Annotated in this window: 19 protein-coding genes; 9 read left to right on the top strand and 10 right to left on the bottom strand. The window is 68.4% G+C overall.

Features of this window, described 5'->3' with window-relative positions:
* Window positions 1-4: 4 nt before the first annotated feature.
* The 4 genes from AB0E69_RS28095 to AB0E69_RS28080 all read right to left on the bottom strand — a co-directional run bounded on the left by AB0E69_RS28095 (window position 5) and on the right by AB0E69_RS28080 (window position 3913).
* Window positions 5-955 carry a methyltransferase domain-containing protein gene (locus AB0E69_RS28095; RefSeq protein ID WP_360152386.1) on the bottom strand — a complete coding sequence of 317 codons (951 nt, stop codon included), beginning with the start codon at window positions 953-955 and terminating at the stop codon, window positions 5-7.
* Window positions 955-1734: an enoyl-CoA hydratase-related protein gene (locus tag AB0E69_RS28090; protein WP_360152383.1), complete on the bottom strand. Its 780-nt coding sequence runs from the start codon at window positions 1732-1734 to the stop codon at window positions 955-957. The genes AB0E69_RS28095 and AB0E69_RS28090 overlap by 1 nt, the downstream gene beginning before the upstream one ends.
* A gap of 116 nt (window positions 1735-1850) precedes the next feature.
* On the bottom strand, window positions 1851-2894 hold the full coding sequence (locus AB0E69_RS28085; protein WP_360152380.1) for a Gfo/Idh/MocA family oxidoreductase: 1044 nt from the start codon (window positions 2892-2894) through the stop codon (window positions 1851-1853).
* Window positions 2891-3913 carry a Gfo/Idh/MocA family oxidoreductase gene (locus AB0E69_RS28080; RefSeq protein WP_360152377.1) on the bottom strand — a complete coding sequence of 341 codons (1023 nt, stop codon included), beginning with the start codon at window positions 3911-3913 and terminating at the stop codon, window positions 2891-2893. Before AB0E69_RS28080 ends, AB0E69_RS28085 begins: the two co-directional genes overlap by 4 nt.
* Before the next feature lie 211 nt (window positions 3914-4124).
* On the opposite strand from AB0E69_RS28080, the gene glgX reads away from it, so the two are divergent.
* Both glgX and AB0E69_RS28070 read left to right on the top strand, forming a co-directional pair.
* Entirely contained in the window at window positions 4125-6152 is a 2028-nt protein-coding gene (gene glgX, locus AB0E69_RS28075) for a glycogen debranching protein GlgX (protein ID WP_360152374.1), read from the top strand.
* Window positions 6153-6215: 63 nt separating this feature from the next.
* Complete coding sequence (locus AB0E69_RS28070; protein ID WP_360152371.1) at window positions 6216-6968, top strand: SGNH/GDSL hydrolase family protein; 753 nt, start codon at window positions 6216-6218, stop codon at window positions 6966-6968.
* On the opposite strand, the gene AB0E69_RS28065 is transcribed toward AB0E69_RS28070, so the two are convergent.
* Genes AB0E69_RS28065 through AB0E69_RS28055 form a run of 3 tightly spaced genes read right to left on the bottom strand, consistent with a single transcriptional unit; the run spans window position 6958 to window position 9184 of the window.
* Entirely contained in the window at window positions 6958-7410 is a 453-nt protein-coding gene (locus AB0E69_RS28065; protein ID WP_360152368.1) for a hypothetical protein, read from the bottom strand. The genes AB0E69_RS28070 and AB0E69_RS28065 overlap by 11 nt on opposite strands.
* Complete coding sequence (locus tag AB0E69_RS28060; RefSeq protein ID WP_360152365.1) at window positions 7407-7892, bottom strand: sigma-70 family RNA polymerase sigma factor; 486 nt, start codon at window positions 7890-7892, stop codon at window positions 7407-7409. Before AB0E69_RS28060 ends, AB0E69_RS28065 begins: the two co-directional genes overlap by 4 nt.
* Window positions 7889-9184, bottom strand: a complete 1296-nt coding sequence (locus AB0E69_RS28055) for an alpha/beta fold hydrolase (protein ID WP_360152362.1) — start codon at window positions 9182-9184, stop codon at window positions 7889-7891. Before AB0E69_RS28055 ends, AB0E69_RS28060 begins: the two co-directional genes overlap by 4 nt.
* 93 nt (window positions 9185-9277) lie before the next feature.
* Here AB0E69_RS28055 and AB0E69_RS28050 point away from each other — a divergent pair, with 93 nt between their 5' ends.
* The 6 genes from AB0E69_RS28050 (at window position 9278) to AB0E69_RS28025 (ending at window position 14041) form a co-directional block, all read left to right on the top strand.
* Window positions 9278-9724: a MarR family transcriptional regulator gene (locus AB0E69_RS28050; protein ID WP_360152359.1), complete on the top strand. Its 447-nt coding sequence runs from the start codon at window positions 9278-9280 to the stop codon at window positions 9722-9724.
* Window positions 9721-10107: a hypothetical protein gene (locus AB0E69_RS28045; RefSeq protein WP_360152356.1), complete on the top strand. Its 387-nt coding sequence runs from the start codon at window positions 9721-9723 to the stop codon at window positions 10105-10107. The genes AB0E69_RS28050 and AB0E69_RS28045 overlap by 4 nt, the downstream gene beginning before the upstream one ends.
* A 40-nt stretch (window positions 10108-10147) precedes the next feature.
* Window positions 10148-10972 carry a MerR family transcriptional regulator gene (locus tag AB0E69_RS28040; protein ID WP_360152353.1) on the top strand — a complete coding sequence of 275 codons (825 nt, stop codon included), beginning with the start codon at window positions 10148-10150 and terminating at the stop codon, window positions 10970-10972.
* A complete protein-coding gene (locus tag AB0E69_RS28035; protein ID WP_360152350.1) occupies window positions 10972-11850 on the top strand; it encodes a transglutaminase domain-containing protein in 879 nt (292 codons plus the stop codon). Before AB0E69_RS28040 ends, AB0E69_RS28035 begins: the two co-directional genes overlap by 1 nt.
* On the top strand, window positions 11850-12728 hold the full coding sequence (locus AB0E69_RS28030; RefSeq protein ID WP_360152347.1) for a transglutaminase-like domain-containing protein: 879 nt from the start codon (window positions 11850-11852) through the stop codon (window positions 12726-12728). Before AB0E69_RS28035 ends, AB0E69_RS28030 begins: the two co-directional genes overlap by 1 nt.
* Before the next feature lie 512 nt (window positions 12729-13240).
* On the top strand, window positions 13241-14041 hold the full coding sequence (locus AB0E69_RS28025; RefSeq protein ID WP_360152344.1) for a GNAT family N-acetyltransferase: 801 nt from the start codon (window positions 13241-13243) through the stop codon (window positions 14039-14041).
* Window positions 14042-14893: 852 nt separating this feature from the next.
* On the opposite strand, the gene glgP is transcribed toward AB0E69_RS28025, so the two are convergent.
* A complete protein-coding gene (gene glgP / locus AB0E69_RS28020) occupies window positions 14894-17488 on the bottom strand; it encodes an alpha-glucan family phosphorylase (RefSeq protein ID WP_360152341.1) in 2595 nt (864 codons plus the stop codon).
* A 259-nt stretch (window positions 17489-17747) separates the two neighbouring features.
* Here glgP and AB0E69_RS28015 point away from each other — a divergent pair, with 259 nt between their 5' ends.
* On the top strand, window positions 17748-19736 hold the full coding sequence (locus tag AB0E69_RS28015; protein ID WP_360152338.1) for an alpha-1,4-glucan--maltose-1-phosphate maltosyltransferase: 1989 nt from the start codon (window positions 17748-17750) through the stop codon (window positions 19734-19736).
* A gap of 25 nt (window positions 19737-19761) precedes the next feature.
* Here AB0E69_RS28015 and AB0E69_RS28010 read toward each other — a convergent pair whose 3' ends face one another.
* Together AB0E69_RS28010 and AB0E69_RS28005 are read right to left on the bottom strand one after the other, a co-directional pair.
* Window positions 19762-24747, bottom strand: a complete 4986-nt coding sequence (locus tag AB0E69_RS28010; RefSeq protein ID WP_360152335.1) for an ATP-binding protein — start codon at window positions 24745-24747, stop codon at window positions 19762-19764.
* Window positions 24744-26156 carry a hypothetical protein gene (locus AB0E69_RS28005; protein WP_360152332.1) on the bottom strand — a complete coding sequence of 471 codons (1413 nt, stop codon included), beginning with the start codon at window positions 26154-26156 and terminating at the stop codon, window positions 24744-24746. The genes AB0E69_RS28010 and AB0E69_RS28005 overlap by 4 nt, the downstream gene beginning before the upstream one ends.
* Between the last annotated feature and the right edge of the window lie 35 nt (window positions 26157-26191).

The raw sequence follows: 26191 nt of genomic DNA, 5'->3' as shown, positions 1-26191 counted from the left end.
CAGCCTACTGGTTGCGGGCGACGCCAGTGATCGAGACGTTGTAGTACAGCTCGTCCGGCACGACGGTGGACAGCACCTTGTCCACCTTCGACAGCTGCAACCACGACTTGTACGCGAACATCCGCCAGCCGAACCCGAGCTTCTGCTCCGGTACGGCGGCCTCGAACGTCCGGATCGGCCACCCGACCCATGCCGCCAGCAACTCTTCCGTCACCGTGCGAACCTCGGAAGCACCCGCCCGCGATGCCGTCCGCGCCAGCGTGTCCGGGTCGAACGTGTGCAGGTCGACCACGGCCTCCAGCGCCGCCGCCCGGGACGACTCGTCCAGCTCGGACTGCGGCCGCCGCCAGTGCGCCAGCGCCGGCAGCTTCGTCACGTTCGTGGTCGCCCACCAGGTGAAGCGGGACAGCCGCCGCGCCACGAAGTCGCCGTACCGCGTGGGTTCGCCGCAGATCACGAACCGCCCGCCCGGCTTGAGCACCCGCAGCATCTCGCGGAACGCGAGCTCCACGTCCGGGATGTGGTGGATGACCGCGTGCCCGATCACGAGGTCGAAGGTGTCGTCGTCGTATGGCAGCTTCTCCGCGTCCGCGACCCGGCCCTCGACCGCGAACCCGAGCGTCTTCGCGTTCTTCTTCGCGGCCTCGACCATGCCCGGCGAGAGGTCCGTGACGTGTGCCTCGTCGAGAACGCCGGCCAGTTTCAGGTTCAGCGTGAAGAACCCGGTGCCGGCGCCGATCTCGAGCGTCTTGCCATACGGCCAGCCGCGGGAGCCGGCGATCGCGGTGAACCGGTCCCGGGCGTAGTCGACGCAGCGTTCGTCGTACGAGATCGACCACTTCTCGTCGTACGTCGACGCTTCCCAGTCGTGGTACAGCACCTGGGCGAGCTTGTTGTCGTTCCAGGCCGCCTCGACGTCTTCTGCGGAGGCAGCGGGCTTGGAGGTTGCAGACATCACTTTCCCTTGAACTCGGCCTTGCCGGGGCCGTTCTCGACGAAGGACTTCATCCCGATCCCGCGGTCCTCGGTGGCGAACAGAGCAGCGAACTGTTGCCGCTCGATCTCCAGCCCGGTTGACAGGTCCACACCGAGTCCGGCGTCGATCGCCTCCTTGGCGGCCCGCAACGCGAGCGCCGCGCCGCCGGAGAACTGCGAGGCCCAGGCGACGGCCGCGTCGTACACCTCGGCCGCCGGGACGACCTTGTCCACCAGCCCCAGGGCGAGCGATTCCGCGGCGTCGACGAAGCGGCCGGAGTAGATCAGGTCCTTGGCCTTGGACGGGCCGATCAGCCTGGAGAGCCGCTGGGTGCCGCCGGCGCCCGGGATGACGCCGAGCAGGATCTCCGGCTGGCCGAGCTTGGCGTCCTCGGCGGCGATCCGGTAGTCGGCGCAGAGCGTGAGCTCGCAGCCACCGCCGAGCGCGTAGCCGGTGATCGCGGCCACCGTGGGCTTCGGGATCTCGGCGACCGCGGAGAGCGACGTCTGCAGCGGACCGGAGCGCTTGACCATGTCGGCGTACGACATGTCGGCCATCTCCTTGATGTCCGCGCCGGCCGCGAACACCCGCTCGCCGCCGTAGATGACGACGGCGCGGACGTCGTCGTCGGCCGTGGCCTCGAGCGCGGCGGCCCGGATCTCCTCCTGGACCTGCACGTTCAGCGCGTTCATCTTCGGCCGATCCAGCCGGATCGTGCCAACCCCGTCACTCACGGTCAGGTTGACGAACTCGCCCATGCCCAGACTCCCTTAGCTGTGGTCCTTACCCGCGGGTCACATCCTCGGGAACGGTACCGGACGACAGCAGGCGGCTGCACCCCGCCTTGGCCTGAGCCAAGGCGGGGTGCAGTGTGTCATAGGTCGACAGGCTGCCCGGACACCGCGGAGCGGCGGGCTGCGTCGACGATCCGGAGCGTGCGGAGACCCACGGCGCCGTCCGGCTGGGGTACGACGGCCGGCTGCTTGCCCGGTTCGGCCGGACCGGACGCGCGGACCGCCTTCAGGAACGTGCCGAGCATCGACTCGTCCAGGTTGCCGCCGATCGCCAGGAACACCTCACCGGACGGGTCCGTGCCGCCGACGTGCGGCAGGAACGGCTCGATCTCCACCGACCCGTTGGTACCGGTCACCTGCAGCGACACGCCACCCCAGGTCGGCCCGTTGTCCGGAACACTCCACGAGCAGTCGATGGTCGCCATCAGCCCGTTGTCGTAGTTGATGGTGACCAGACCACCGGTCTCCACCTCCACGCCCTTCTCCTCGTGCAGGATGCGGTTGGCCGCGGCATGAACCCGCGTGGCGGAGGCACCACCGGTCAGCCCGTCGATCAGGTCCGCACAGTGCACAGTGTGGTCGACCAGTGCACCTCCACCGGCCAGCTTCGCGTCGGTGAACCACTGCCGCGAGTCGTAGGGGATCTTCCCGTTGTTGGTTCCCAGTACCGCGAACACGTCACCGAGCCGACCTGCCTCCACCGAGGCCCGCAGCTGCAGGTACGACGGCGCGAACCGGACCGGGTACGCCACCATCAGGATCGTCCCGGCCGCCTCACACGCAGCAAGCATTGCCTCGCCGTCGGCGACCTCTGTGGCCAGCGGCTTCTCGCAGAGCACGTGTACGCCCGCTGCGGCGGCCCGCTCGACCAGTCCGCGGTGAAGGGCGTTCTCCGCCGTCACCACTACCGCGTCGGGTCCCCAGGCGAACAGTTCGTCGTACGAGTCGACGTACGGGATCCCCAGCTGCGCAGCGAAGTCCGCACCGCGCGGACCGGCGTCCGGTGCGGCCGCACCGTCCGGGTCGGCGGACAGTACTTCGACATCCGGCATCGAAGCGAGCAGCCAGGCGTACGACATCGCGTGGGTGTGCGCGAACGACGCAATAGCGACCTTGAGAGTCATGCCACCGCTCCCGTCGAGACGAAGGTCTTCATGTCGATCACCTTGCCGGTCTCCATCGACGCCCGGGCCGCCTCGGCCACGTAGACGGCCATGGCACCGTCGGACGCCTGTACGCGCGGCTCGTCGCCACCGCGGAGACCTGCGGCCAGCTCGCGGAGCTGGGTCAGGTACGGGCTCTCCCCCAGCGTCGACTCCGGGATCATCAGGTCGCCACCGGCGTTGCCGTCCGCAAGCTCTTCCCTGTAGCCGGTGTCGCTGTCGGAGGTGAACTTGAGTACGCCGTTCGCGCCGGCGACAGAGAAGCCGGTCTTGAACGGGATGCCGGTCGCACCCCACGTGGCGCGGCAGTGACTGATCGCACCGCCCTCGTGCGTGAGCGTGACATGCGCGGCGACGTTCACCGGGCTCGTGCCGTCGACGGTCGGCGGGTTCTGCGCGGCGTACACGCTGGTGACCTCACCGCAGAGCCAGCGCGCCTGGTCGAGGTCGTGCACCATCAGGTCCATGATCACGCCGCCGGAGCGGGCCACGTCGCGGTACCAGCCCGAGCCGGCCGGCGACGACGCCTGCCGGAAGAACCGGGCCACCGCGACCCTGCCGATCCGGCCGGCCTGGATCGCGTCGTACGCCGCCTTGTACTCCGGGAAGAACCGGACCACGTGCGCCGGGTACAGCCGGACGCCGGCCGCGGTGGCGGCGTCGATCACCTCGTGCGAGTCGGCCGCGGTGAGCGTCAGCGGCTTCTCGCAGATCACGTTCACCCCGGCCTTGATCGCGGCCAGCGCCAGGTCCTTGTGGGTCGCCGACGGGGTGACGATGTCGACGAACGCGGCCTCGGTCAGCAGCCCGTCCAGCGACGGCGCGACCTCCAGCCCGTACTGCTCAGACAGCTCCTCCGCACCTTCGAGCGAGTGCACCAGGACGCGGGCCCCGAGGGCCTTCCACGCCGCGACGTGGACGTGGGCGATGTTGCCCGCGCCGATCAGACCAACGGTCAGGCCGGCCAGCTCTTCCGACATGTGAATCCCTCATCACAGCAGGGGACGGGAAATTAGTAACGGTCCTTGCGTATCACTGCGCACAGCCGTCCGCAACCACCGTCTCACGAACATATCCAGATTGGTTATCGATAACCTGGACCGACCTGTGCAGAATGTGCCGGTGAAAGAAGCGACCGCTGCCCCGAGCGCTGCAGGCCCAGCCGTAGAGAGTGGGCCGCAGCTGGGGGCAGTGGTCCAGACCGATGGCACGACGTTCACGCTGTGGGCTCCAGCGGCCGAGCGGGTCGAGCTGGCGCTGATCGCGGACGACGGGAGTCAGCGCAACCTCGACCTGGCGCACACAGGTGAGTACTGGACCGGGTTCGTCCCCGGGGTCGGAGCAGGACAGCGGTACGGGTACCGGGTGCATGGACCATTCGACCCGTCGCATGGGCTGCGGTTCAACCCGTCGAAGCTGCTCCTGGACCCGTACGCGCGGGCGGTGGACGGTCAGCTCGATTTCGCCAGCCCCCTCATCTACGACTCGTCCGACGGCGACTCGGCGGGACATGTGCCGGTCAGCGTGGTCGTCGGCCACTCCGCGCCTCCCCCACCGATCAGCAGGCCGGTGCACTGGGGCGAGACGGTCATCTACGAGCTGCACACGAAGGGGTTCACCAAGCTGCACCCTGACGTACCGGAGCACCAGCGCGGGACGTACGCGGGTCTGGCGCACCCGTCGGTGATCAAGTATCTGACCGACCTGGGCGTGACGTCGGTCGAGCTCCTCCCGATTCACCACTTCTTGACCGAGCCCGCGATCGCTGCCCGGGGCCTGCCGAACTACTGGGGTTACAACACGCTCGGGTTCTTCGCTCCGCACGCGCCGTACTCGTCGTCGGGGTCCCGTGGTGAGCAGGTGGCCGAGTTCAAGGCCATGGTCGCGGCGTTCCATGCTGCGGGCATCGAAGTGATCCTGGACGTCGTCTACAACCACACCGCCGAGGGCGGGTTCGACGGACCGACGCTGAGCTTCCGTGGCATCGACAACCGGGCGTACTACCGGCTGAGCCACGGCGCGGCGATCTACGACGTCACAGGTACCGGCAACTCGGTCGACACCTCGCACCCGCAGGTACGGCGGCTCGTCATGGACTCGCTGCGCTACTGGGTCGAGGAGATGGGTGTCGACGGGTTCCGGTTCGACCTGGCGGTGACGCTGATCCGCAACGAGCGGCACGAGGTGGACACGGTCGACCACCCGTTCCTCGCCGAGGTCGCGGCGGACCCGGTGCTCGGCCGGGTGAAGCTGATCTCCGAGCCGTGGGACGTCGGCCCGTTCGGGTACCAGGTCGGCAATTTCGGTACGCCGTGGTCGGAGTGGAACGGCAAGTTCCGCGACAGCGTCCGCGATGTCTGGCGGAACACCTCCGACGGCGTGAAGGACCTCGCCTACCGGTTGTCCGGGTCCAGCGATCTGTACGGCGACGACGGCCGGTACCCGTACGCGTCGATCAACTTCGTCACCGCGCACGACGGTTTCACGTTGCGGGACCTGGTCAGCTACGACCGCAAGCACAACGAGGCGAACCACGAGGACAACCGGGACGGCACCGACGACAACCGGTCCTGGAACTGCGGCGTGGAGGGCGACACGGACGACCGACGGGTTGTCGCGCTCCGCAAGCGGCAGATGGCCAACCTCATGTCCACGCTGATCCTGTCCACCGGCGTTCCGATGATCACCGCCGGCGACGAGTGCGGGCGGACGCAGCATGGCAACAACAACCCGTACTGCCAGGACAACGAGATCTCCTGGTTCGACTGGTCGCTGCCGGCGCTCTGGTCCGACCAGCTCGAGCTGACGAAGAAGCTGATCGCCCTACGGGCCGCACACCCGGCCCTGCGCCAGTGGCACTACTTCTCCGGCGGACCTGTCGTACCGGGTGGCCGCAAGGACCTGTCCTGGATCGCGCCACACGGCGGTGAGATGACCGACGCCGACTGGTTCAACGGCAACCTCCGCACCATCGGCATGTTCCTGGCCGGCGACGCCCTCCGCGCCACCGACGCCGAAGGCAACGCCCTGACCGACAGCTCGTTCCTGCTGGCCCTCAATGCCACCCCCGAGGTCCGCCAGGTCGTCGTACCGGACGCGTCCTGGGCGCCCGCCTACGAGGTAGTCCTCGACACCAGCAACAGCATGGTCACCGAGGTAGAAGCGGGCGCCACCGTCCCCCTCGCCCCCCGCTGTTTGGTGCTGCTCCGCGCGCTCTGAGGGTCGTTAACCTTTCTTCTGTACATTCGTCAGTCACCTGCTGTTCATCTGTGGGGGGACTGGATGTTGCGAGAACGGACGACGCCTATCGGTGCGCTGCATCGGGCGATCATGCGGTGGGGTGAGGCTGAGCGGACGCGGTCGCGGATCGCCGTGCAGCGGTGGGTGGACGGGGTGGCGTACGTCGATGTGCAGGCGAAGACGTACGCCGACTACTGGACTCGGCAGAACTCGGACGCGTTGTCGGGGGACGGACCGCTCTGGGTCGTGCTGGGTGACTCGACCGCGCAGGGGCTTGGTGCGTCGTCGCCGTTGCACGGGTACGTCGGGCAGGTGCTCAACGCACTCCGTCGGAGGGGTACGCCGTGGCGGGTGCTCAATCTGTCGCGGTCGGGCGCGCAGACACGACATGTGCTCGAGGACCAGCTGCCGTTGCTGGACGGGCTGGCGCCTGACCTCGTCACCTGCGGCATCGGCAACAACGACATCCTGGCCACTCCCCCGAAGCGGTTCCGCGACCACCTGCGTCAGGTGATCGGCCAACTGCCCACTACGTCGGTGGTGATGGATCTGACGGTGCCGGACCGGCTCTGGCGCGTCGGTGGCGCGGTCAGTCCGTATGTGACCGGCATCAACCAGCTGATCAGCTCTACCGCCACCGAACGCGGGCTGCCCGTTGCTGAGGTCTCCAGACACGCTCGGCCGCCGTGGCGCGGGATGCTCGCGCCGGACGCGTTTCACCCGAACAACCTGGGCTACCGGCGCCACGCGGACGCACTGCTCGCAGCACTGCCTGCTGGGGTCCTCAAGGCGTGAGCAACCGCTCCAAACGGTCGAGCGTCTTCGTACTCTCCTGCCGGACTCGGATCGGGACTATGGCGGCTCGGCCTGGTACCCGGATGCCGCCGGTCAGTGCGACTCGGGTCCCGCCGCCCGGCTCGGGCGCTGCGGCCATGCCGATGATCAGGAAGCGGCTCTGCAGCCAGCACCAACCCGGGCGGAGCTGACCGGTCAGGCGGGCCCGCTGTCCTCGTTTCCCTCGCGCCAGAACGACTACGCGGTCGCCATCCTGTTCCAGGAGAGTCGCTGAGGTCAGGTCGGCCTGGATAGCGGCAAAGGTGTCCAGGTCGGCGAGGAGTGCCTTCACCTGGTCGGGCTCTTCTTGAAGGACGCGTTCGGTGACTACGGCGCCTGGTACGCCGGCTGCGAGTGCGCGGAACCGCTCGACGTCGGTCAGTTCGGCCCGGGGCCAGTTCATGATCTCCACGCCTTCCGGAAGTTCTCGCGGGCTCGGTGCAGCCGCGACTTCGCCGTACCTGTCGGGACCGCCAGGACGGCGGCTGCGGCCTGCTCGTCCATTCCTTCGAGATCCCGCAGGACCAGAACTGCGCGGTGCTCGGGTGACAGCCTGGCGAGGACGTCTCGCACGTGTACTGCGAGCTGTGGGTCGTCTGGTGCCGGCAGCTCGGTCAGGTCGGCCGGCACGTTGCGTTGCCGCCGGCGCGCGACGCGGACGGCCTCTCGTACGGCGATCGCGCGCGCCCAGCCGAACAGGGCGGCCGGCTCCTTCAACTGGCGCAGGCCGCGGAAGATCGCGATCAGGGCTTCCTGCGCCGCGTCCGGCCCGTCGTCGAGCGCGATCGGTCCGCAGATCTTGCCGACGTACGGCGTGAGCTCGTCGAGCAGCTCGTTGAGCGCAACGGTGTCGCCACGTTGAGCGGCACGGACCAGGTCGATCACTTGATGAACGCAGTCAACTGTTGATTGACCTGATCAGCACAGTCAATGGTGAGCGCGTGACCGCAGTCCGGGAGGACGTGCACAGTTGCGTTGGGCAACAACTCGCCGAAGCGTGCGGCCTGGACGACGGGGAGGACGGTGTCGTGGTCGCCCCACAGGACAAGCGTGGGTTGCCGGGTGGACGGGAGGGCGCGCTCGGTGACGCTCCAGTCGAGCCCGCGTTCGAGCGCGTACATCGATCGCACGTTGTCACGATACGTGCCGGGGATCCACATCGAGTCGACTAGTTGCGGTGTGACTAGTTGCTGGTGCACGAACAGGCTGCGGACCGCGGGCTCGACCATGCTGCGGTTGGCGGCGAGCTTGGCGAGCGCCTCGCCGATCAAGGGTTGCTTGAGGATCTCCCAACTCCAGATGTCGCGTCGGTCGAGGCCCGACGGGGCGAGCAGCGCGAGTTGGCTGATCCGGTCCGGGTGTCGCTGGGCGTAGGCGAGTCCCCAGCCGCCACTCCACGAGTTGCCGCCTAGTGCGACGCGTTGGAGGTGCAGAGCGTCGAGGAACTGACCCAGTGCGGTCGTCATGCCGTCGAGGTCGAAGGCGAAGTGCTCGTCGTGGAGGCGGGTCTCGCCTTGGCCTGGAAGGTCGACGACGTACACGGTGTGTGTTTTGGAGAGTGCGGTGAGCTCGGGGTCCCACGCCGAAGCAGGAGCCGCGCCCGGCGACAGGAGGACTACCGGTGAGCCGGCGCCTTGCTGGAGGTAGTGGAAGCGAGCCACAGCGGTGTCTACGTACTTGCCTGTGGTCGTGGCGCTTGGCTGTTCGGCCGGCTGGTAGACGTAGGCGAGCAGCGACAGCGCGGCGACGATTGCGACCGGCGCTGCGACCACTGCTGCCTTTAGCGGGCGTGAGCGGAGCATGCCTAGGTCGGCGATGCAGAGAGCGATGCACGCCGGGGTGTAGAGGAGCAGGTTGAGCCAGTAGAAATCCGACCTCGCGCCTGTTATCCAGACCAGCCCGGCGGCTGCTCGGGCTGCTATGCCCGCGGCGACACCAGCGACCACCAGTCGGCTCAGCCTGGAGCGGTCGCTCGTCAGGACGGCCGCTGCGATCAACAGGTGCAATGCGGCCAGCGGCAGGACCATCTGCGGACTGAAGCTGACAGGTGCGTTCAGGACGGCGAGAGACAGGCTGCGCTCGTCCCTCGTCGGCCAGGTCACTCCGGTCGCCCAGTAGATGTGCAGCAGGGCCAGCACACCGTGTACTCCGACCACGATCCTTCGTCTCTGGTTCACGTCCTGGAAGAGGAACCTGCGCGAGCGGACGTTCCATCGGGTGACCGGGGTCACACCACTTGCCAATACTACGGATCCGGATAATCTGGATCCGTGGAGAATGAGTTGTTGCTGGTGTTGCTGCAGCGGGCTACGCACGTGACGCTGCAGGTGCTGGGGACGGAGCTGGCCGAACTACGGCTGACGGCTTCCGAGCTGAACGTGCTGGCGAACCTGGCTGACGGTCAGCCGCGGACGGTGTCCGAGATCGGCGCGGCTGCGGGCGTGCGGCCGACGACGCTCACCGGCGTACTCGATCGGCTGGAGCAGAAGGGGTTGCTGGCCCGGTCCGCTCGAGCGGGTGACCGCAGGGCGGTGGAGATCTCGCTGACGTCTGCTGGAGCTCGCAGTGCGGCTCGGGTGGCGGAGGTGTTCGCGGAGGTGGAGGCGCGGGCGTTGGGCGGCGTACCGGAGACGGCGGTCAAGCAAACCCGGCGAACATTGACCGCATTGACGGCATTGACGGGGTTGACGGGGTTGAGCGCTGTGGAGGAGTCGTGAGTGTCTTCGATGAGTTGATGGGTGAGGTGATGAGCAGTGCTGATCGGTTCGGTCACCGGGAACATGTGCGGCTCACGTGGCTCGCAGTACAGCGGTGCGGGACAGCCGGTGCGGTCGAGCTGATCAGCGGCGGCATCCGGCAGACGGCGCGGTACGCCGGAGTACCGCAGAAGTACAACGCGACAGTGGGCAGGGCGTGGGTCGAGCTGACGGCGTACCACATGGCTGAGGCACCTGGTGAGAGCTTCGAGGACCTGCTCGCGCGCAACCCGGGCCTGCTGGACAAGCGGCTGCTGACCCGCTTCTACAGCTCGCGTGTGCTCGCGTCGCCGGCTGCGCGGACCGGGTGGGTGCCGCCGGACGTCAAAGCGTTTCCGATATGAGGCTTTACCTTGCCCTTGGGGCAGAGGGTGAGATGAGCAGGTGTTGACGATCAGTGAGTTCGGGCGGCGCGCCGGGCTGTCGCACAAGGCGCTCCGCCTGTACGACGTGTCCGGTCTGCTCGCGCCGGCTCAGGTGGACCCGGCCAACGGGTACCGCTGGTACAACGAGGAGCAGCTGGAGCGAGCACGGCGGATCAGTGTGATGCGGCAGTTGGACATGCCGCTGACCACGATCGCCGAAGTACTCGCCGGGTCGGACGAGGAAGGACTGATCCGGCTGGACCGGTGGTGGGCAGCCGAGCAGGCGACCACTGCGGCCCGGCAGGCCACGCTGCAGTACCTGCGAGACCGGTTGGCGCGGGCGGAGGCTCCGGGGCTGTCGCCTCGGCCAGTGCTGACGCGGGACGTGCCGGCGACGAAGATCGCAACGATCCGGGCGGACACCAACCAGCAGATGCTGGTCGGGATCATCGTGACGCACACGTCCGAGATCGCGTCGTACCTGCGGTCGGCCGGCGCGACCCTGACCGCTGGGTCGTGGGTGGTCTACCACGGCGCCGTCACGCCGGAGGGCGAGGCGACGGTCGAGCTGTGCGTGCCGTTCGAGGGTCTGGTCGATCCGTCCGGCGCCATCGGGATCCGGGTCGAACCGGCGCACCGGGAGGCGTACTGCACGATCACGATGGACGAGTGCGCGTACCCGCGGATCATGCTCGCGTACGACCTCGTCTACGACTGGGTGCGCGCGGAAGGTCTGCCTGAGGCAGGACCGGTGCGCGAGATCTACCGACCGGGCTGCCAGCTGCTCCCCCGGAACGAACCGGCCGTCGACATTGCCCTGCCCATTGTCGAGAGGAAGCTCTGATGGACTACGCGGTTCAGACCGTTTACAGCTCACCTGGTGCTTACGGTTGGCTGTTCGATGCGTTGCCAGATGACATCCCCGCTGTCGCGGCCGTGATCCGCAACCTGATGATCCATTACCGCGCCGGCGGCATCGAGTTCACCGGCGAGCGGCTCGCCGAGATCGACAACCGGTGGGTGTCGACGATCCTGTCGGTGGACCAGAAGCGGAACGGTACGCCGCTCGCCGTACCGCGCGAACCCGTCGACCGGGTCGTCGGCTGCTGCCGCGACTTCACCCTCCTGTTCGTGTCCGCCCTCCGGCACAAGGGCATTCCGGCCCGCAGCCGAATCGGCTTCGCGGACTACTTCACCGAGGGATTCCACAACGACCACGTGGTCGCCGAGTACTGGAACGGCGAACGCTGGGTGTTGATCGACGCCGAGATGGATCCCTCGCGGTTCAGCTTCGACGTAGCGGACCTGCCGGCCGGCAGGTTCCGGTCGGCGGCCGAAGTCTGGTTGGGATACCGGTCGGGTGAACTCGACGGCGACCTCTTCGGCGTGAACCCGGACCCCACCGCTTCGCTGCCGCTGCTCGGCGGCTGGTTCATCCGGACCTACCTGCACTACCAGCTCGCGCACCTCAACGGCGACGAGCTCCTGCTGTGGGACGTCTGGGGCGACATGGCTCCCACTCTCGACGGCGCCGACCTCGACCTCACCGACCGCGTCGCCCGCCTGCTCGTTGCCGCAGACAACGGAGACGAGACCGCTGCGAAGGAGGCCGCCGAGCTGTACCGCACCACCCCGGCCCTGACGTTCACCGGCCGCGTGCAAACGATCTCCCCGGCCGTCCCTGAGGGACCTCATCCGTGGACCGAACTGAGGAGGCCCTGATGGACTACGCGGTTCAGACTGTTTACAGCTCACCTGGTTCGTACGGTTCGCTGTTCGACGCCCTGCCAGATGACGTGGCGCAGATCGCTGTCGTCGTACGGAATCTGCTGATCCACTACCGCGGGGGCGGCATCACGTTCACCGGCGAGCGGCTCGCCGAGATCGACAACCGGTGGGTGTCGACGATCCTTGGGGTCGACCAGAAGCGCAACGGTACGGCGCTCGCCGTACCGCGCGAGCCCGCCGACCGGGTGGTCGGCTGCTGCCGGGACTATACGCTGCTGTTCGTCTCCGCCCTCCGGCACAAGGGGATCCCGGCCCGCAGCCGAGTCGGCTTCGCGGTGTACTTCGGGGAGGGGTTCAACTACGACCACGTGGTCGCGGAGTACTGGAACGGGGACCGCTGGGTGATGATCGACGCCCAACTGGACCCGATCGACGATCCGCGGCCGTTCGACGTGTCGGACATGCCCGAGGGCCCGTTCCGGTCCGCCGCAGAGGTCTGGCTGGGCATCCGCGCCGGCGAGCTGGACGCCTCGACATACGGCGTCGACCCCGGCCTCCCGCACCTGACCGGCGAGTGGCTGGTCCGCAACTACGTCCACCTCCAACTCGCCCACCTCAACGGCGACGAACTCCTCCTCTGGGACAACTGGGGCTCAATGACCGGCCCCGGCCCGGTCACCGAGCCCGACGCGCTTCTCGCGGACGAGGTGGCACGGCTCTTGGTCGCTTCCGACGCCGGCGATACGACCGCGACGAAGGAAGTCAACGACCTCTACCAAACCAACCCAGCCCTAACCTTCACAGGCCAAACCTTCGTCACGTCCCCATCGGGCACACCGCCGGCTTTGGTCACACTGCAGAACCCGGAGTAAACCGCGGTGCCCTCGGCAGACGGTCGAGAGCGGACCCAGACGGGGACTGTGAACAAGCCACAACTTGTCCACAGTCCCCGTTGCGGGTTCATGCCCTCTGGTTGGAGGGGGCTGTTGCGGTCCACCTGCATGGGGGAGCGACCAGAACACCGCGAGGAATGAGCTGGGTGGGGGCGTAGTGCAGTCGCGGTGAGGAGTGCAGCAACGGACGTGGCGGCTTCCCGCGATCATGGTGGCTTTCATGAGAAGCCGCTCTCATTGGCCACTGCGACGAAGGAGCCGGAGATAGATGGATTCGGTTTGCTGACCAATGGCTTCAACCCCGCACTGTCGCCGCGACCCGCCCAGCTTGCTACCGCCTGCAGTACTCCCGCCGCGAGAGCTTCAAGCCCTGAGATCCGCCGGGTGCCATCTGCTTCGGCCGAGGGTGACGTGATCAGAAAGTGTCGGACCCGCGCCGTAGTGTGAACGCGACATGAGGGTCATGTTCACAGAAGAGGGGTGGGGGGCCAGTGCCGAAGTCGCGAGGGCGCCGGAAGGAACCGAACCGCGTACGACGGCAGACCCGGCCGACGTTGAGTCCGGCCGGGCTGCTGCCGATCGCCCGCCGATCCGCGGACCCGGTGAACCTGGCTGCGGACATCGCGCCTGGCATCACCGCCCGCGTTGCGCGTGCGGCCGACCTCGATCGGTTCCACGACCTGGTCCGTCTCACCGGTACCACTGCCGACGACTACCTGCTCGAAATGCTGCGCTCACCGGCTCTGTCGACCGCGGTGCTGGCGGGCGCTGAGCACGGTCACGACCAGTTCCGGCTGGAGCTCGCAAAGTGCATGTCCGGATCCGAGACGCTTGAGCTCGCGGCACTCGCCACGGCACTCCCGCTCGTGGCCGTCACTGCAGACGACGAGATCGTTGGTGCCCTGCTGGCCTACTCTCCGCCGAACGTGATCGAGCAGTTCCTGAACTCCCGGCGGCTGGCGAGCAAGAAGGACAACATGATGATGTTCGCCGGCGCCATCATGTCCTTGGTAAAGCTGCGGGCACTGGCCGTCGACTCAGCCTGGCGCGGACGCGGAATCGGGGCCGGTCTGCTTACCAGGTTCCAGGACGTCTACCTGGCCTGCCGGTACTTCTACCTCTACGGCCAGTTCCGGACGGCCGACGCCGGCCTCGCCGACTTCTACAGCTCCCACGGCTTCACGATCCTGCCGCCCGGTGAGGGCCTGGACCTGTACATCGTGTTCGGTGTCAGTGGCGGCGTGAAGCCCGAGCCGGGCGAACAGATCTTCTACTACCGCCGCGCCGACTGAGCTTCACCGCGCGGCGGAGGCCTGGTCGACCCGGACGATTAGCCCGCCGAAGACCTACCACGACGACGGCGCCACCGCCCCCAGGTCGAGTTGCCAGGGTGTCGCCTCCAACCGTGAGCGCGGCACCTCAGCTCGCGGCTACAACATGTAGCCGGACGGCTGCCGGCTCCCAGGCGCCAGCGCTGACGTTGGAACGCCAACCCGCGCGGATCGAGCCAGCGCCACCCGGGCAGGCCTCCGCCTCCCACATCCACCCCGACACCACCTCACGCATACGCACGGACGCCCGCACGAAGCAGTCACCCGCGGGCGGCAGCCCGCAGCTCGCCGGCCAGCCGGCAGCCCCGTGCATTGGAAAGTACGGCGCCAGGGCGAGCGCGGGGGCGACCACATCCACCCCGACACCACCTCACACACACCAACGGGCGCCCGCACGGAGTAGTCGCCCGCGGGCAGCAGCCCGCAGCTCCGCGCAGCGGAGAGTACGGCGCTAAGCCGGGGGTGGGTGGGAGCTCGCGAAGCAGCCGCGGGGAGGAGCGCAGCGACGAACGTAGCGGCTGTGTAGCGAGCGCGGGCTCGACCACATCTGCCACGACGCCACCTCCCCCACACCCACGGACGCCCGCCCGAAGCAGTCGCCCGCGGGCGGCAGCCCGCAACTCGCCGGCGGCAGCCGGCAGCCCCGCGCAGCGGAAGCACGGCGCCAAGCCGGGGGTGGGTGGGAGCTCGCGGAGCAGCCGCGGTGAGGAGCGGAGCGACGAACTTAGCGGTTGCGTAGCGCAGCGTGGGGGCGAAGTACCAAAAGAACAACCCCGCCTGGTGAGGCAGGCGGGGTTGGTTCTTGTTGGGAGGTCAGAATTCTGAGCCGGCCGGCAGGTCCGGTGCCGACGGGTCGTCGGGGTCGGAGGGGCCGGCGGAGAGGCCCATTTCGGCTGGGCTGGCGAGGCCGCGGTGGCTCGGGACGACCCGGACCGTGTAGCCGAACGGGCCGGTGCGGTCCAGTTTCAGTTCGCCTTCGTAGCGGTGGCGGTTGCCCTCGTAAGTTTCGGCCAGCGAGAGAGACGTGCGGACCGGGTCCGTGATCTCGTCGTTGGCGTCGACGCGGCCGTGCAGCACCTCGACACAGATGTCCGACGGCTCGAGGTCACCGAGCGCCGCGAAGGCGCGGATACCGACCGTCGTCCCGAGTTGCGGTACGTCGCCGAGGCCTTGGAGCTCCACGTGGTCGACGCGGATCTGCGGCCACGCCGCCCGGACCTTCTGCTTCCAGGCCGCCAGCTCGCGCGCACCGTCGTACGTCGCGTTCAAAGCACGCGACGACTGTCCCGCCGGCACGTACAGCTGCTCGACGTAGTCCCGAACCATCCGGGTCGCGAGCACCTTCGGGCCGAGCTCCTTGATCGTGTGCCGCAGCATCTCGATCCAGCGGCCGGGGACGTCACCGTCGTAGAAGCGCGGTGCGACCTGCTTCTCGATGATGTCGTACAGCGCGTGCGCCTCGAGGTCGTCGCGGCGCTCGGTGTCCTCGATGCCCTCGGCGGACGGGATCGCCCAGCCGAACTCGTCGTCGTACCACTCGTCCCACCACCCGTCGCGGATGGACAGGTTGAGCGCACCGTTCAGCGCCGCCTTCATCCCCGACGTACCGCACGCCTCGTAGGGACGCAGCGGGTTGTTCAGCCACACGTCGCAGCCCGGGTACATCGGCTGCGCCAGCGCGATGTCGTAGTCCGGTACGAACACGATCCGGTGCCGCACCTCGGGGTCGTCGGCGAAGCGGACCATCTCCTGGATCAGCTTCTTGCCACCCTCGTCGTGCGGGTGCGCCTTGCCGGCGATGACGATCTGCACCGGCCGCTGCGGGTGCAGCAGCAGCGCCTTCAGCCGGGCCGGGTCGCGCAGCATCAGCGTCAGCCGCTTGTACGACGGAACGCGGCGCGCGAAGCCCATCGTGAGCACGTTCGGGTCCAGGATCGAGTCGACCCACCCGAGCTCGGCGTCGCTCGCGCCGCGGTTGATCCACGACTGCCGGACCCGGGCCCGGGTGTCGTCGATGAACCGCTGCCGCAGGATCCGCTTGGTCTCCCAGATCTGCGCGTCGGTGGACTTCTCCAGGCCCTCGAACACGGAGTCGCCGTCGGCGGTGTAGTTCGCGTAGGTCAGGTCGTGGATCTCCCGCGCCACCCAGGTCGGCGCGTGCACGCCGTTGGTGATCGAGGTGATCGGTACGTCGATCGGGTCGAAGCTCGGCCACAGCCCGGAGAACATCCCCCGGCTGACGACACCGTGCAGCTTGGACACGCCGTTGGCTCGCTGCGCCAGCCGCAGACCCATGATCGCCATGTTGAACAGCCCCGGGTCGCCGCCCTCGAAGTCCTCGGCGCCGAGCTCGAGGATGCGCTCGATCGGGACGCCCGGACCGAACACGTCCGGCGAGAAGTGCTGCTGGATCAGCTCGACCGGGAACCGGTCGATACCGGCCGGCACCGGGGTGTGGGTGGTGAACACGGTGCCGCCGCGGTTGACCTCGAGCGCGGTGTCGAAGTCCAGGTCCTTCTCGGCGGCCAGCTCGCGGATCCGCTCGATGCCGAGGAAGCCGGCGTGGCCCTCGTTGGTGTGGAACACCTCGGGCGCCGGATGGCCGGTGATCCGGCAGAACGTACGCACCGCCCGGACGCCGGCGACGCCGAGCAGGAGCTCCTGGAGCAGCCGGTGCTCGGTGGAACCGCCGTACAGCCGGTCGGTCACCTCGCGCTCGGCCGGCTCGTTCTCCTCCATGTCGGAGTCGAGCATCAGCAGCGGCACCCGGCCGACCTGGGCGACCCAGATCTGCGCGTGCAGCTCGCGGTTGCCGGGCAGCGTCAGCGTCACGGTCGCCGGCGCGTCACCATCGCGCAGGAGGCTGATCGGCAAGCCGTCGGGGTCCACCAGGGGGTACCGCTCCTGCTGCCAGCCCTCACGGTTCAGTGACTGGGCGAAGTACCCGTGCCGGTAGAGGAGGCCGACGCCGATCAGCGGTACGCCGAGGTCGCTCGCCGCCTTCAGGTGGTCACCGGCAAGGATGCCGAGGCCACCGGAGTACTGCGGGAGGACGTGGGTGATGCCGAACTCCGGTGAGAAGTAGGCCACCGCGTCGACCGGCGAACCGGCCTCGGACTGGAACCACCGGGACTCGGTCACGTAGCTTTCCAGGTCGGCTACAGCCAGTTCCAGCCGGCGGAGGAAAGCGTGGTCGTTGGCCAGCTCATCGAGCCGGGCGGCCGGGACCTCACCGAGCAGCTTGACCGGGTCACCGCCGGTGCTCCGCCACAGCTGCGGGTCGACAGCCTCGAAGACGTCCTGCGTCTCCGGGTGCCAGGCCCAGCGGAGGTTGTTCACCAGGGTGCCCAGACCGGTCAACGGCGCAGGCAGGACAGGGCGGACGGAGAATCGTCGTATCGCTCGCACCGGGACACCGTAGCGTCCCCGGGTGCGAGGATCACCTTCGGAGTGCATCGATCTTGCAACGGCGGCAAGATTTTGCAGAGGCCGGTCCGGGCTGGACACAAATGTTCCATAGCGCTGGACACAAATGTTCCACAGCGTGGACCGAACTGTGACCACTGCATGTCATGGTTCGGCACTGGGAACCGATAACGTCAGTGCTGTCGTTCCGTACCCAAACCCTGCCAGCTCCGATCACGGAAAGCGAAGGTTCGTCTACGCCATGACTGGGCGCATCCCGATCACCGACGTCACCCCGACCGTCGACGCCGGAGCGTATCCGGCCAAGGCCTCCGTCGGCGAGACGTTCACCATCGCGGCAACGGTCTTCCGGGAAGGCCACGACGCGGTGAACGCGAACGTCGTACTGACCTCGCCGTCGGGACAGACCAGACGGATGCTGATGTCGCCGGGGGCCCCGGGCACCGATCGGTGGACCGTCGACGTGACGCTGCAGGAGCAGGGCGCGTGGACGTTCGCGGTCGAGGGCTGGAGCGATCCGTACGGGACGTGGCGGCACAACGCCGAGATCAAGATCCCGGCCGGGATCGACGTCGACCTGATGTTCGCGGAGGGCGCAGCGTTCTTCGACCGCGCGGCCGCCGGCGTACCACCCGCGGTCCGTGCCGATCGCGGCACGCTGAGCGACGCCGCGCACGCGTTGGCGAACGGCGCGTTGCCGCCGGAGGCCCGGCTGGCCGCTGGGACTTCCCCGCAGGTACGCGCGGCGCTCGGACGGTACCCGGTGCGCGAGCTGATCACCTCGTCCGAGACGTACCCGGTCTGGGTCGACCGGACCCGCGCGCTGTACGGCAGCTGGTACGAATTCTTCCCGCGCTCCGAGGGCGCGGAGTACGACGAGGAAACCGGCACCTGGAAGTCGGGCACGTTCCGGACCGCGGCCAACCGGCTCGAGGCGGTCGCGAAGATGGGCTTCGACATCCTCTACGTGCCGCCGGTCCACCCGATCGGTCACTCGTTCCGCAAGGGCCCGAACAACACCCTCGACCCGAAGCCGGGCGACCCCGGGTCGCCGTGGGCGATCGGCTCCGAGGAGGGCGGGCACGACGCGATCCACCCGGAGCTCGGGACGTTCGAGGACTTCGAGTACTTCGTCGGCCGCGCCCGCGAGGTCGGCCTCGAGGTCGCGATCGACCTGGCCCTGCAGGCGTCGCCGGACCACCCGTGGGTGAAGGAACACCCGAAGTGGTTCTCGGTGCGGGCCGACGGCTCGATCGCGTACGCCGAGAACCCGCCGAAGAAGTATCAGGACATCTACCCGATCAACTTCGACAACGACCCGGAAGGCATCTACGCCGAGGTCTTGCGGATCGTCCGGCTCTGGATCTCCAAGGGCGTCACGGTGTTCCGGGTCGACAACCCGCACACCAAGCCGGTCAACTTCTGGGAGTACCTGCTCGGCGAGATCCGGAAGACGGATCCGGACGTCGTGTTCCTGTCGGAGGCGTTCACCCGCCGGCCGATGATGCAGGAGCTGGCGAAGGTCGGGTTCCACCAGTCGTACACGTACTTCACCTGGCGCAACGAGAAGTGGGAGCTCGAGGAGTACCTCACCGAGCTGACGTCGGAGACCGGGCACTTCCTGCGGCCGAACTTCTTCGTCAACACGCCGGACATCCTGACCGCCTACCTGCAGTACGGCGGTCCTGGTGCGTTCAAGATCCGGGCCGCGATCGCGTCGACGTCCTCGCCGGCCTGGGGTGTGTACGCCGGGTTCGAGCTGTTCGAGCATGTCGCGCTGCGGCCGGGGTCGGAGGAGTACCTCGACACCGAGAAGTTCCAGCTCCGCCCGCGGGACTGGGAGGCGGCGGAGCGGGAGGGCCGGACGTTGGCGCCGTACCTGACGCTGCTGAACAACATCCGTCGTCGTCATCCGGCGCTGCAGCAGCTGCGCAACCTCAGCCTGCACACGGTCGACGACGAGGCGATCATGTGCTACTCGAAGCGCACGACGGGTCCGGATGGACACAGCGACACGGTCATCGTGGTCGTGAACACCGACCCGCACTCCGTCCGCGAGTCGATGGTCCACCTCAACATGGCCGCCCTCGGCATGCGTCCCGAAGACACCTTCACCGTCTACGACGAGATCAGCGGCGCGACGTGGCGTTGGGGCCAGCAGAACTACATCAAACTCGACCCCAACGGCGAACCCGCCCACATCCTCGCCGTCCGCCGCGGCCAAGCCTGAGGTAATTGCCTGAGGTAATTGTTGGTCAGTCCAACGCCGTGCTGTCCGCCGGACCGGGCTGACCAGCGGTCCGCATGGTCCGGAGCAGGTCGATGAGGGCGTCCTGCTGCGTGGCCTGGTAGGCGAGGGCGTCGGCCACCGCACCGATCAGGTCAGCTCTTTCGTCCTCGCTCGCCCCCGCGAGCAGTGCCGTTGCCAGCTCTCGCGCCTCTGCTTGGTTCCCCAGCATCGCGTGTCCCATCGCGAGTGCTACGGACGCGAGTCGTCGGTCCTCCGCGGAAAGGGTCTCGTCGGCGAAGCACAGGCCGGCCAAGGCCACGAGTCGTTCCGGATCGCCGGAGCGCCAAGCCGGTTTGAGCAGCGTCAGACCGTACTCCGGGTCGTCGAGGATCCGGAACGCCACGACCGACTCGTCGCGGCGCGTCAGTGTGAGGACGGCCAGAACGGCGTTCAGGTCCTCCTGGGCGATCCCCTCGTAGCCACCGATCACTGCCGCGACCTCCGGAGCGAGCAGCTCGTTGCGGTGATCGGCGAGGAACTGCTCGAAGTCGTCGGCCGACAACCATTCGTCGAAAATCTCCGCCGCCAGCACCGGCGCGTAGGCGGTCTCGACGCCGTACTCCGCTGCATCTCGGCGGAGCTGCAGGAGGAGCTCCGCCCGGTCGTCGTCCTCGACGAGCTCCCGGAGCTCCTCGATGAGGACGTCCGTCGCCGGATCCAGAAGCTCGGGATTCGCGGCCAGGTACGCGCACGAGCGGCGGGCCGGCTCCGCGTTCCACCAGGCGACCACGAGGTTGGACAGCGACGGGTCGATCGCGAGCCAATCGGGTACTGAGCCGGCGGCTTCCGTCCAGACCTCGTCGAATCGTTTCTGCTGCCCGCGACGCGCCATTCTGGCCAGCTCGCGCACCAGCCTGGTGGACACGGTGTCGCCTTCGAACAGGTGCAGACCTTCGAGGAAGGTCGCGATCGTGAGTGGGAGCTCCTCCTCCGGACGATTCCGGTAGAGCGCGAGCCGCAGGGCTTCCTCCGGCTCGGTGGCGAGATCCGCGAGTACGACGTCCCAGGTCTGCGCGCCGGCGGCGTTCAGGGCGTAGGCAAGTCGCGCCAGGGTCTCCTCGTGGGATGCCGGCGTCGAGTCCGCTGCGAACAGTGCCCGCAGCTCGACGAGGGCACTCCCGAACATCTCGGTCGCCTCGTCGTCGTGCCCCAGTCCGCGCAGGGCCCGGCCGAGGTTGATCCGTAGCTGCGGCACCACCCACACCGGAAGGAGGTCGCGGGCCTGGTCCACCAGGGACAACGCTCGACGTGCATGCTCGAGCGCGGTCGCGTCGTCACCGGCGAGGAGGTCGACCAGGAGCAGGTTGTTGAGTGCTGTGGTCAGGGCCGGGATCGCAACCGGCACCTCGGACGTCAAGGGCTCGAGCAGTTCGACAGCGTTTTTCGCGTGCGTGCGTGCCTCGGCCTCGCGCTCGAGAATCAGGCTGGTCGCGGACAGGGTTGTCTCACCGAGCCCCCGGAGCAGCCGGACCAGTTGGCCGGACCCGTCGAGCGGACGCAGTACGTCGAGTGCCTCGGTGGCGCGCTCGGCCGCCTCGAGCGGCCTGCCGATGTACAGGCTGCTCGCGAGATCCACCAAGGCGCCGGCGAGCGTCAGCGCACGTCGCGGACTGCCGTCCTGCAGCTGGCGCAGCTCTTCGGCCATGACCGACAACACTTCGGTGGCTTCCGAGCTCCGCTCCGCCCGTCCGAGCAGCAACCAGAGATTTCGGAGGGCAGTGACGTACACGTCGCGAAGCACCGGGTACGTGTCCGTGTCGAAGAGGTCAGCGGCCTCGTACTGGCGGTCGATGAGTTCCGCGAGGTCGGACCCGCCGGTCGCCATCCGGAAGGACACGGACAAGGTGATCGCCTCGGCCAGGATCCCGGCCGTGATGTGGATCGCCGAGAGCGCCGACCGCAGCCGCCGCTCCGCCTCCGCCAGGTCGTCGGACGCCTGGGCCGGGTCCGTGTTCTGAAGAATGGTCGCGCGGGCGACCAGGCACGCCACCATGGTGAGGACACCGTCCGAGTGCCGGTCCGCAATGGCCGAGACCAGCGTGATCGCCTCGTCGAGCAGCGCCACGGGGTCAGGGGCCACGGGGTCAGGCGCCTCGGGCTCCGGGACGCCCGACCCCGTGGCCTGGCTGCGGAGCCAGGTCGTGATCGCCAGCAATCTCAGCCCCTCGGCGATGGAGACGTCGGAGATCGTGCCGGTCCCACCAACCTTCCGGTAGTGGTCCACGATCGCGGTCGCGGAGGCCGGGACCGGAATGTCGGTCGAGCCCGACCCGACGGCGAGGCTGACCTTGACCATCTCGACCAGAGCGCGGACGTGATGGGCCTCGAGCATCACCGCTTCCCACATCTCGTCCTCGTCGAGATCGCCGCGCAGCGCTTCCAGCGCTCGCAGGCTGAGCTCGTCCGCGACGTCGAGATCCGCTCGGAGCAGGGCTGCGCGGGCGGCGGTCGTACAGGCCGAGGCCAGCGATCCGGCCAGCTCCGGGTCGTCCCCGACCGCCTCCTCGAACAGCGCCACGGCCTCCAGCGCCAGGTGCGACGCCGCGTCGAGGTTCCCCTGGCGCAACTGAGTCAGTGCATGGGTGGTGAGTCCGGCGCCGAGAACTGTGCGAGCGATCGGGTCGCCCCGCGCTTCCCGGGCGGCGGCCCGGGCGATTTCGACGGCCTCCAAGGCCGCGCGGTCGGCGCCTTCGACCTCACCGGCCGACGTCAGCGTGGTCGCCAGCTCGAACAGTCCCGTGGCCAGGTCGATCGGGTCGTCGAGCTCCCTGCGCAGGCTGACGAGCTCCTCGGCGAGCGCGATGCCCTCCCGGCCGGCGCCGAGCAGGAACGTCGAGGCGACGACGGCGTCGAGAGCTTCGGCCAGGTCGGGGAGGAAGGCGTTCCGGTCGCGGCCGACGAACGGTCGCAGCAGCTCGATCCCGGGCACCCCGGCGTCCGCACAGTGCCGCCAGGTGTGCAGCCACAGGTACCCGTGTTCCTGCGGCCGTTGGCCTTCGTCCAGTAGTTGTCCGTAGAGCGAGGTCAGCGCCTCGGCGATCGGCACGGCGATGTCCGGGGGCAGGCCGTGCCGGGTATCCGCTCTGGAGGTCAGGCGCAGGTGGTCAGCGAGTCGCTGGTGCGCGAGGCGGTAGACGGCTTGGTCCCTCTGTGCTCCGGTCACGACGTGTCTGCCCAGCGTCAGAAGGAGCGCGTAGCAGTCGTCCCGGGTGTACTGCGTTCCCGTCGGTGAGATGGCGGTCGCCACCGCGGGCCACACGTCGTCGACCGGCATACCGGTGCCGTGCGCGTACGTCAGTGCGTGCAGAAGCTCACGAGCCGCGGTCGGGTGCTGCTGCCCGGCGATGGTCATGACGGTCTTCTGGAGGTCGTACTCCAGCGCCTTCTCGACGCTCGACGCGAGCTGGTCGCGCCACTGCTGACCGACGGTCTCCACCGGATCCACGCGCAGCTGCGACGTCACCAACCGCGCGAACAGGAACGGGCCTTCCAGAGCGGGATCCGCGTCGCGCGCCATGGTGACCAGTTCGTCGGCGACCAAGTGCGGATCCATCCCGGCCGAGATGCCGTCGAGCCGACGGATGGTGTAGTCACGGATGTCGAGCAAGGTCTGTTCGACATCGGCGCCGAGGTCGATCAGTTCGGCGGACGTACCGAGCAGCGCCAGCAGGCCCGCCTCGTCCACCGGGCCCGGCACTTCCCTGGTACCGACCAGGACGAGGGCCTCCTTGGCCAGGGGCACGAGCAGCTGGACCGCGATCTCCCTGCTCTCGATCTCGCCTGCTTCGTCGAGCCCGTCGACGAAGACGACGAGCGGCTTGCCGTGCTGGCGCTGCCGGCTCGCGTGCGCAAGGACGTCGTAGATCCCGGCATCCGGGTCCAGACCGAGCTCGTCGGCGATCGCTCGCACCGCAGTCTTCGCGGTCAGACCTCGCGCGTGCACCTGAACGTCGACGCTCGACTCGCCTGGATCGAGCGCCGATGCCAGGTCGGCGACGTTCAGACGTTGTCGCTCCTGCGGTACCGACAGACTCACGACGCGCCCGACGACGGCGCTCTTGCCCGATCCGGGCGGGCCGGTGACGACGCACAACCCTTGCTGCTGGCGGCGTAGCCAGGACACCACGCGTGCCAGGACAGCCTCGCGCCCGGTGAAGAAGTCGTCGCCCGACGTCGTACTGCGGGCCGCGCTCTGCAGGTGCTCGACGACCGTCTGGCCGGCCCGCCGGCGGTGCAGCGGATTCATCAACATTCCCTGGGCGTCTCCCGTGGAGGTCTGCTGAGGTGTCTGCCGAGGTTCGGGCCACTCCTTCACCAGCGCGTCGATGAGGTCGTCGCCGCGGATCTTCGCGGCGTACGGGTTCCAACGCTGCCGAACCCTGACGTCGGACGGGCCTTCGGTGAAGAGCCGGGTCAGGGCGCGTGCCATCGCTCCGCTCCGGGCCGGCTCGTCTCCGCGCGAAGCAGCGACGACTCCGAACCACGCCGTACCAGGATCCGCCCGGCCGTTCAGTACCGCGTTCGCCATCGCATAGGCATCTGGGACTCCCTTGCCGGAGTAGCAGGCGTCGAGGATGACGAGCACCTGGCTCGCGCCCGTGCGCGCCGCCCACAGTCCCAGCTGTCCGGCAGGGGCCAGTTCACCGTCGGCGGTATCGCTCGCGCGGGCCATCAGCAGCAGGTTTCCAGCGGGGCCTTCGACGGCGTGCCCTGTCCACAACACGACGAGCGCGGCTCCGGGCAAGGCGTTCGCGGCCAGCTCGACGTCGATCTCGTTGAGCAGGTCGCCGCGGCGCCGGTCGGCGATGAGAGCGGTCGCGAAGCCGTGCTCGTCTCGCAGGAGCTCCACGAGACCGGTGGTATCTGGCACTGCTCGCGGCAGCGGCTGCAGCCCGGCGTAGTCGCCGATCGCCACAGCGACCACGGTGTCGCGTGGGTCCGCGGCTGTCATCGCGGCTCAGTTCCGGTCGGCAGGTCGTCGAACTCGGTCGGGTCCCACACGAGGAACGGGCGGGTGACGGCGGGCGGTCCACCTGGTACGGGGCTTTCGACCCGTGCTTCGTAACCACCTGGCAGCAGCGGATCCAGTACTGCGCGTCCGTCGGGTTGAACGATGACCGGTGTCCCGACCCTCTCTCGCTGTTCGTCGAGGACCGTCACCCGCAGGCGCCGGTCCCCGAGATCCGGTACGACGAGCTCCGGTGCCGTGTCCGGCGCCCACAGCTCGGCCATAGACACCCCGAACGCCTCCGGATAGGTGCCTTCCCAGATCAGCTCCTCGCGCGAGACGATCCCGTCGACGAGGTCGAGCGTGGATCGCACGCCGTGCAGCTCGCCGTGCTGCTCGGCCACCTCGTGGACCTCCGAACCGCGGCCCTCGGACGGTTCGGCGGACAACCGCGGTACCGTGCCGTCCCCGCCCTGGTCGGACCCGTCGATCTCGAACGAGGTTTCCAGGCCCTTGGCGGTCACCCGTGCCGTCGTCGGCGTCGGCTGCCGAGTCCCGACGACCTTGTGCATCGTGTACGGGCGTTGATGGTCACCGTTGATCGCGGCATGGAACTCGACCGAGTCGGCGAGCATCTTGGAATCGAGGTCCGCAAGACCTGCTCCCGTCAGCGCACGACGACCGCCGCCCGGTGCTTCCAGGCAGTCGTAGGTCGGCAGCAGCTGGTACATCGACGGCAGGCTCCGCACCAGCTCGTGCAGCTTGAACCGGAACGGACCGACACCGGGCTCGACGCCGTTGACCAGTTTGTCCAGCGACTTCACGGATCCCCGGTGCGGCGTACCGATCGTGATCAGGTGCCGGGTCAGTGCCGCACCTCCCTCGCGCTCCAGGAACCAGCGGGCGACGAGTCCGCCCATCGAGTGGCAGACCAGAACCAGCTTCGCGTCTCGCATCCCGGGCTCGGTCTGCCACCGCGCAAGAGCGTCGCCCGCCTTCTTCGCGAGCAATCGACCGTTGTACCGGTTCGACAGCCGCCAGTCGTACGGAAACGTCACCAGGTTGGGGATCCGGTCCGCCGAACGATCGTCCTCGGCCGTCAGGCCCAGATGGCCTGAGCGCAGAAAGTCGATGGTCCGCGAGTATCCGGCGACGGGGCTCCAGACCCCGGGAATCACGTGCAGCCCGGGCATCAGCCGGACCGCGCGAACACCGTCGCCGGGCGGTGCGTCGCCGATATCCGGTGGCAACGTCAACGACCGCACCGACCGGCCGAATGTCCGGATCGCGCGGACCAGAGATCCGGCGCTCAACGACCAGACCGGTCGCCCCTGCGCGTCGACCAGCTCGCTCCCCATGATGCCCGGGATCACGACGACCAGGTCCCGGCTCGCAGCGTCGTCGGCACTCATCCGCGTGAGCTTCCCATGACCATCCCCCACCCCCG

It is taken from the genome of Kribbella sp. NPDC026611 (assembly GCF_040638345.1).
Lineage (GTDB): Bacteria > Actinomycetota > Actinomycetes > Propionibacteriales > Kribbellaceae > Kribbella.
This window is presented reverse-complemented; position numbering and strand designations above follow the sequence as displayed.

Bases quoted from the DNA above. Each gene is read 5' to 3' on its own strand.
- AB0E69_RS28015 (WP_360152338.1), top strand. From the start codon at position 17,748: ATGACTGGGCGCATCCCGATCACCGACGTCACCCCGACCGTCGACGCC.
- AB0E69_RS28030 (WP_360152347.1), top strand. From the start codon at position 11,850: ATGGACTACGCGGTTCAGACTGTTTACAGCTCACCTGGTTCGTACGGT.
- AB0E69_RS28035 (WP_360152350.1), top strand. From the start codon at position 10,972: ATGGACTACGCGGTTCAGACCGTTTACAGCTCACCTGGTGCTTACGGT.
- AB0E69_RS28070 (WP_360152371.1), top strand. From the start codon at position 6,216: ATGTTGCGAGAACGGACGACGCCTATCGGTGCGCTGCATCGGGCGATC.
- AB0E69_RS28085 (WP_360152380.1), bottom strand. From the start codon at position 2,894: ATGACTCTCAAGGTCGCTATTGCGTCGTTCGCGCACACCCACGCGATG.
- AB0E69_RS28005 (WP_360152332.1), bottom strand. From the start codon at position 26,156: ATGAGTGCCGACGACGCTGCGAGCCGGGACCTGGTCGTCGTGATCCCG.
- AB0E69_RS28065 (WP_360152368.1), bottom strand. From the start codon at position 7,410: ATGAACTGGCCCCGGGCCGAACTGACCGACGTCGAGCGGTTCCGCGCA.
- AB0E69_RS28090 (WP_360152383.1), bottom strand. From the start codon at position 1,734: ATGGGCGAGTTCGTCAACCTGACCGTGAGTGACGGGGTTGGCACGATC.
- AB0E69_RS28095 (WP_360152386.1), bottom strand. From the start codon at position 955: ATGTCTGCAACCTCCAAGCCCGCTGCCTCCGCAGAAGACGTCGAGGCG.
- AB0E69_RS28010 (WP_360152335.1), bottom strand. From the start codon at position 24,747: ATGACAGCCGCGGACCCACGCGACACCGTGGTCGCTGTGGCGATCGGC.
- AB0E69_RS28080 (WP_360152377.1), bottom strand. From the start codon at position 3,913: ATGTCGGAAGAGCTGGCCGGCCTGACCGTTGGTCTGATCGGCGCGGGC.